The 6072-nt window shown below is 67.4% G+C and carries 10 protein-coding genes; 8 read left to right on the top strand and 2 right to left on the bottom strand.

Going from position 1 to position 6072, the window contains the following annotated elements; all coding sequences use genetic code 11:
• Window positions 1-42 precede the first annotated feature (42 nt).
• Entirely contained in the window at window positions 43-195 is a 153-nt protein-coding gene (locus AC1D15_RS15140; protein WP_477826620.1) for a di-heme oxidoredictase family protein, read from the top strand.
• A 121-nt stretch (window positions 196-316) separates the two neighbouring features.
• Window positions 317-724, top strand: coding sequence for a DUF1801 domain-containing protein (locus AC1D15_RS15135; protein WP_047507058.1), 408 nt, complete (start codon window positions 317-319; stop codon window positions 722-724).
• A 22-nt stretch (window positions 725-746) separates the two neighbouring features.
• Here AC1D15_RS15135 and AC1D15_RS15130 read toward each other — a convergent pair whose 3' ends face one another.
• Window positions 747-989 carry a glutaredoxin domain-containing protein gene (locus tag AC1D15_RS15130; protein WP_465110572.1) on the bottom strand — a complete coding sequence of 81 codons (243 nt, stop codon included), beginning with the start codon at window positions 987-989 and terminating at the stop codon, window positions 747-749.
• Between the two features lie 294 nt (window positions 990-1283).
• Window positions 1284-1685: a nuclear transport factor 2 family protein gene (locus AC1D15_RS15125; protein ID WP_477826619.1), complete on the bottom strand. Its 402-nt coding sequence runs from the start codon at window positions 1683-1685 to the stop codon at window positions 1284-1286.
• Window positions 1686-1820: 135 nt separating this feature from the next.
• Here AC1D15_RS15125 and AC1D15_RS15120 point away from each other — a divergent pair, with 135 nt between their 5' ends.
• The 6 genes from AC1D15_RS15120 to AC1D15_RS15095 all read left to right on the top strand — a co-directional run.
• Window positions 1821-3014 (top strand): hypothetical protein, encoded by a 1194-nt coding sequence (locus AC1D15_RS15120; protein ID WP_477826618.1) that lies wholly within the window; start codon window positions 1821-1823, stop codon window positions 3012-3014.
• A 15-nt stretch (window positions 3015-3029) separates the two neighbouring features.
• Window positions 3030-3671 (top strand): TerD family protein, encoded by a 642-nt coding sequence (locus tag AC1D15_RS15115; RefSeq protein ID WP_047507069.1) that lies wholly within the window; start codon window positions 3030-3032, stop codon window positions 3669-3671.
• Between the two features lie 15 nt (window positions 3672-3686).
• The gene (locus AC1D15_RS15110) at window positions 3687-4598 is read left to right on the top strand and encodes a hypothetical protein (protein ID WP_477826617.1); all 912 of its coding nucleotides are present in this window, start codon (window positions 3687-3689) and stop codon (window positions 4596-4598) included.
• Window positions 4598-5341, top strand: coding sequence for a VWA domain-containing protein (locus AC1D15_RS15105; protein ID WP_477826616.1), 744 nt, complete (start codon window positions 4598-4600; stop codon window positions 5339-5341). The genes AC1D15_RS15110 and AC1D15_RS15105 overlap by 1 nt, the downstream gene beginning before the upstream one ends.
• A gap of 129 nt (window positions 5342-5470) precedes the next feature.
• Window positions 5471-5773, top strand: a complete 303-nt coding sequence (locus tag AC1D15_RS15100; protein WP_477826615.1) for a helix-turn-helix domain-containing protein — start codon at window positions 5471-5473, stop codon at window positions 5771-5773.
• Between the two features lie 4 nt (window positions 5774-5777).
• Window positions 5778-6072: HipA N-terminal domain-containing protein (locus AC1D15_RS15095; RefSeq protein WP_477826614.1), on the top strand; the 295-nt coding region annotated here is incomplete at its 3' end.

The following is a 6072-nucleotide window of genomic DNA, read 5'->3' as shown; positions in this document are numbered from 1 at the left end:
CTGTGGGGCATCGGCTACACCGAACTGGTCGCCGGCAAGGACGTGAAGGTCGGCTACCTGCACGACAGCCGCGCCCGCACGCTGACCGAAGCCATCGTGTGGCACGGCGGTGAAGGCAAGGCCAGCCGCGATCGCTTCATCGCGCTGAGCAAGACCGACCGGGAAGCCCTGCTGGCCTTCCTSGGTTCGCTGTRACGCGAGCCGGCGCCGGGGCGGATCCAGCCCGGCACGGCCCATCAGGCCGCCCTTCGGGGCGGCCTCTTTCATGGGGTGGTCACTTTCCGCAGCGGTGCAGTTTCCGGTAAGGTTCACGGCCATGAACGCACCTGTCCTGCTGGCCGGCGGCAATCCGCAGATCCCGAAGGGAGAGGGCGATGCCCCCGTGCAGGCCTTCATCGCCGCGATGCCGGGTTGGAAGCGCGACGTGGGGCGCCGCATCGACGAGCTGGTCGTTCGCGCGGTGCCGGCCGTGCACAAGGCGGTGAAGTGGAACTCCCCCTTCTATGGCATCGAGGGCCAGGGCTGGTTCCTCAGCTTCCACGTGTTCACGAACTACGTGAAGGTGGCGTTCTTCCGCGGCGCCCGTCTGGAACCCATGCCGCCGGTCGAATCGAAGAGCAAGGACACGCGCTACCTGCACATCCGCGAGGACGAGCCCTTGGACGAGGCCCGGTTCATCGCGTGGGTGGAGCAGGCGAGCCGGCTGCCGGGGGAGCGGATGTGAGACCGGGCGGCGGCATCGCCGCTCACCGCCCGAGCTGCGCCAGCGCCGCCTGCAGCCCCGTCAGCCCGCCGACCCGCTGGTCGTTGATGAAGACCTGCGGCATCTGCCGCACCGACGGCCCGCACTTCTCGAAGAACGCCAGGCGCTCGGCCTCGTCATCGATGCGGATCTCCTTGAACTCCAGCGCGCGGGAGCTCAGCAGCATCTTGGCCGAGTCGCATTGCGGGCAGGCCGATTTCGAATAGACGACGATGTTCAGGTTCATGCGCGAAAGTGTAGAGGCGCTCTGCGAGAATCGCTGCCGGCCGGGAATCACCGGCCTCTCACCTGCGAGCGCCGCCCTTGAGACCCATCGCCTTGCTCTTCTTCGCCCTGGTCATCGGCATCCCTTGCGCGGCGCACTATTTCATCCTCGAATTCTGGGCTGCATCCTTCATTTCGGCCTTCGTCAGGCGGCCCTCGTCGGCCTGCGCGTGTCGGCCGCGCACAAACGCCCGACGGATTGAGCGCAAGCGCCTGCATGCGAACGGCCCTCGCGGGGCCGCTCGCGTGAGCGCCATCAGTGCTTCGTCGGCGCCGCCTCGGCCGGCGTCTCGGTGTGCATCACGCACTGCCAGCCGCTGCCGTTCTTCACCCAGGTCGACGAGTCGTTCATCACCTGCTGCGTGGCCTTGCTCTCGCCGCGCGGCGCGACGTCCTGCTTGACGCGGTAGGTCACGATCGCCATCGCGTCGTTCGGGAACACCACCTCCACGTCGCTCAGCTCGAACGAGGTGACCACCATGTTGCCCTGCTCCGCCATCTTGCGATAGGCCGCGTGGTCGAATTTCATCGCGCCATGCGAGCTGACCATCAGCGAAGGCTCGCTGAGCATCGCGAGCGCGGTATCGGTGTCCTGGTTCACCATCGACTGCCAGAACTTCTTCTCCAGGTCGATCAGTGTCTTCTGCGGTGTCGGCATGAGGAACTCCTTTCAGGCTCGATCAGGAACAGGGCTCCCATCCTGCGACTCCTGTGCGCGAGGGACATCGGAGAAGGCGGGGTTCCCCCGTAGGTGTGCTCCTACATCCGCACCGCTTGTATGAGAATGGCGCCCATGACCGACCCCAACGCCCTCGTGGCCACCTCGCCGGCGTCGCTGGCGACGAACCCGCAGCTGAGCCTGCCGCAGAACTTTCCACTGGCGTTGTCGCCGCAGCAGCAGGACAGCCTGCTGGCCCGGGTCGACGCCTTCAAGTTCGCCGAGATCTCGCAGCACGACATCGCGGCGCTGGGCGTGGAGCCCGAGCTGGCGCTGAACCGCACGCTCGACGGCTTTCTCTCGCGCATCGACAAGGCCACCTCGCCGCAGCTGTTCACGCTGGTCGCATCGCTGAACCAGCATGTGCAGGACGAGAACCTGCCCGAGCTGGCCAACCGCATCCTGAACGCGCGGCCGTCTCTGCTGGCCCGCATCCTCGGCATCTTCAACCCGAAGTCGCTGCGCCAGGCCGCCAACCGGGCCTATGAAGAGGCGGCGCGCATCGCGTCGGGCCGGTCGAAGGCGCTGTCCGATCTGATCGGCACGATGGAAACCAGGCTGCGCGTCGAGATGACCCGCCTCAACGAGGAGCTGCGCCACCTCGACACCGTGAAGGCCGAGTACCGCAAGAGCTTCGTCGCGTTCGCCGAAGATGCCGTCTTCCTGAACAGCGTGCTGGCCAAGGCACGCACCGAGGTGGCCGCCATGGAGCCCGAGCTGGCCGGCGATCCGCAGCGCGGCCACGACGTGCGCGACAAGCTGCAGTCGCTCGAATCGCGCGCGCTGGCCGTCGAGGCCACGCTGACCAAGCTGCCGGCCGACCAGCTCGTGATCCGCCAGCTGCAGAACGCCGGCGTCGCGACGCTGCAGGAGCTGGCGACGACGATGGCCTCGCGCTTCGCGAGCATCAAGATGACGCTGCTGACCATCCACGGCGCGCGCATGGTGCAGGACCTGCAGCGCCTGGGCCAGCAGGGCGCCGACCTCGATCGCAACCTGAACCATGTGCGCAGCCAGCTGATGAAGGATGTCGTCGAGACCGCCGCCACCGCGCCGGGCAACAACCGGCTGGCGCAGGCGCAGCAGCTGCAGTCGGTGGTGGCCGACACGCAGAGCCTGGTCGCGCTGGTCGATGCTTCACGCGACACCAACCAGCGCAAGTTCGACGAGGCCCGCGCGCTGATGGCGCAGGCCCGGCAGGACATGCTGAGCCTCGGCAGGCAGATGAACCCCGCTGCCACCGTCGCCGCCCAAACCTACACCCGCTGACCACCACGAGCCACCATGACCGCACCCTCGCTCAAGCTGAACCTGACCAAGCCCGGCGATGCCGCCCCGAAGCTGTCGCTGTCGCTCGACAAGGGYGAGCGCTTCAAGGTGCGGCTGGCCTGGGACGGCGACACCGACATCGACCTGCACGCGCTGGTGGCCGTGAACACCGGCGGCGGCGCGAAGGTGTCCGACTTCGGCGACATCCTGTCGACCTACAACGTGCAGCGCACGATCCGCGGCCAGGCCACCGGCACGCTGCCGCTGAATGCCGACAAGACCTTCTCGGTGCACGGCGGCGCGCTGGTCCACAGCCCCGACGCGACCGACGGCCTGGCCACCGGCGACGACGAGTGGGTGTCGATCCAGCCCGATCGCCTGGCCCCGCCGGCGGCCGGCGTGATCGAGATCCCGCTGGTCGCGATGATCCATCCGCAAGGCTCCGGTCGGAGCTTCCGCACCGTGCGCAACGCGCGTGTCGTCGTCGAGAACGCGCTCGGCAAGGAGCTGCTGAACGTGAGCCTGTCCGACCAGTTCGGCGAGTTCGTCGGCGTGCAGATGGGCTCGATCATGGTCGAGGCCTCGGGCTCGTCCTTCGTCGGCGTCGGCGTCGGCTTCAACAGCGACTTCAACCAGGTGCTGGGCCACTTCTCCTGAAATGTCGCCTGAGGCATGAACATCAAGGTCACCGTGATCGGTGGGGCAGGCGTGCCTGAGCCCGTCAAGCCGACGGTGTTGCCGGGCGCCGCGCGGCCCGTCACGGCGATGCCCTCGGTGCCTGCGAGCCCGGTCGTCGCGCCGCCGGTCTTCGCGGCCTCCGCGTTGCCCGGCGTGCAGCGCAAGCCGGTCGAGGTGCCGCTGGCCGAGCTGGTGCGCCGCTTCCCTCATGTCGACACCGCCGCGCTGCAGCGCACGCAGGGCGTGCTGGCGGGCGTGCATGCGCAAAGCCTCGATGCCACCGGCTGGCTGCGCTTCGGCATGCCGGAGCAGGAAGAACTCGCCGCGCTGATCCGCCAGCGCCTGCAGCTCGCGCAAGAGGCCACGACGCGCAGCGTGCCGCAGCACCTGCGCCGGCTGCACGAGCTGCTGTCGGACGTGCTCGAAGCGCTGGACGGCGGCTTCTTCCGCAAGCCGGCCGCGGCCGTCTGGGCGGGGCACGAAGCCGAGGTCACGCAGCTCGAGGCGCTGCTCGGCGCCTCGCGYGCGGCGCTGTCCGATCAGCTGCAGGCAATCGGCCTGCTGCAGCAACCGGTGCAGGCCTGTGGCCAGCGGCTGGAAGCGAGCGCGCTGGCCGCCGAATACCTGCTCGACCACGTCGGCCCCGAGACGGGCGGGCTGCTGCTGGCCCGCATCACGTCGCTGACCGGATCGCAGGCGATGCTCCAGGAGCACCGCCTGCACCTGGAGCAGGACGCGAGCCGCCTGCAAGAGCTGATGACCTGGGTGCAGGACGGCGTGCTGCTGAAGCTGCCCGCGGTCCACGCGCAGCTGGCCGGCCTGGCCTCGCGGCCCAGCGAGACGCAGCGCTTCCTCGCGGCCGAGAAACTCCACGACCTTCTGCAAACCCTGAAGCGAGCCCTCTGATGGCCCTGACCCTGAACCTTGAGAAGTCCGCCCGCACGCTGGTCCTGAGCCTGGAGAAGGCCGGCGTCACGAAACCACCGGCACTGGAGGTCGGCTTCGGCCTGGACGTCTCCGGCTCGTTCGAGGACGAGCACCGCGCCGGCATCACCGACCAGCTGCTGACGCGGCTGGTGCCCTGGGGCCTGGCGTTCGATCCGGACAGGAAGGTCGATGTCTTCACCTTCTCGTCCGGTGCGAACGGCGTGCACGACGTGGGCTCGGTCGACGCGGGCAACTACGACGGCTACGTCGCGAACAACATCATCGCGAAGGTGCCGGGCTGGAACGGCGGCACCGACTACTCGCACCTGCTGGAGCGCATGCTGAAGCACTTCGGCTGGGCCGGCCCGATCGAGAAGAAGGCGGGCTTCTTCGGTCGCTTGATGGGGCAGAAGGACGAGATCATCCCGGTCGCGAAGAAGCGTTCGCTGGTGATCGTCGCGACCGACGGCGACAACGCCGACAAGGAGCGCACGATGCGCGTACTGCGCGAATCGGAGCAGCGGCAGGACCAGGTCTATTTCCTGTTCCTCGGCATCTCCAACCAGGGCTCGACCTTCCCGTTCCTCGAGCGCATCGGCGACCAGTTCGGCAACACCGGCTTCAAGGCGATCCGCAACCTGCGCAAGTTCGTTGCGCAGTCGGACGAGGAGTTGAACGAGCAGTTGATCGATGGGGAGTTGATTGCCTGGTTGAAGGGGTGAGCGTATTCCTGCGGTCGCAGGTATTTTTCGCAACCATCGGAGCTGAAGCGAAATATTCCTGCAAACGCAGGAATGATTGACGCAACCAGACAGATTCTCGTAGTATTCCTGCAAACGCAGGAATTGTTGATGAAGGTCAAGATCTCGTCCCCGACCGATCTCGGACTCGTCGTCCGTGCGATGCGCCGGGTGTCGAACGTGCGCATCGATGACTTCGCCGGACTCGCGGGCGTCAGCAAGCAGTTCGCCGCCGATCTGGAGCACGGCAAGCCGACGCTGCAGATCGGCCTGGCGCTCAAGGTCCTGAAGGACCTGGGTGTGGAGGTGAGCGCCGAGATCCCCTCCTCTGCCTTGCCGCACCTCGAGACCCTCCAGGCCCAGGGCGGCCTGAGACCGCTGAAGCCCCGCGCCACTCGCAAGCCGAAGGCCTGAGCGCATGCGTCAACTCGTTGCATGGCTGAATGACACCGAGGTCGGCGTCATCACGGACGAGAACAACATCTGGCGCTTCGAGTACGCCGAAAACTGGGTCAGCGATCCGCTCGCATTCGACCTCGCGCCCGGCCTTCCCCGCGCTCGACGCAAGCACCTCGACGGCGCGTCCGATCGCGCCGTCCAGTGGTACTTCGACAACCTGCTGCCGGAAGAAAAGCTGCGCGAGACGCTCACAAAGGCCGCGAAGCTGAAGGGCGACGACGCGTTCGCCCTGCTGGAATACCTCGGGGCCGAAT

The sequence above is a fragment of the Rhizobacter sp. P2_H2 genome, from assembly GCF_056403375.1.
The sequence above is the reverse complement of the archived record's forward strand: the minus strand, read 5'-3'. Positions and strand labels throughout refer to the sequence as shown.

Bases quoted from the DNA above. Each gene is read 5' to 3' on its own strand.
- AC1D15_RS15135 (WP_047507058.1), top strand. From the start codon at position 317: ATGAACGCACCTGTCCTGCTGGCCGGCGGCAATCCGCAGATCCCGAAG.
- AC1D15_RS15130 (WP_465110572.1), bottom strand. From the start codon at position 989: ATGAACCTGAACATCGTCGTCTATTCGAAATCGGCCTGCCCGCAATGC.
- AC1D15_RS15125 (WP_477826619.1), bottom strand. From the start codon at position 1,685: ATGCCGACACCGCAGAAGACACTGATCGACCTGGAGAAGAAGTTCTGG.
- AC1D15_RS15120 (WP_477826618.1), top strand. From the start codon at position 1,821: ATGACCGACCCCAACGCCCTCGTGGCCACCTCGCCGGCGTCGCTGGCG.
- AC1D15_RS15105 (WP_477826616.1), top strand. From the start codon at position 4,598: ATGGCCCTGACCCTGAACCTTGAGAAGTCCGCCCGCACGCTGGTCCTG.
- AC1D15_RS15100 (WP_477826615.1), top strand. From the start codon at position 5,471: ATGAAGGTCAAGATCTCGTCCCCGACCGATCTCGGACTCGTCGTCCGT.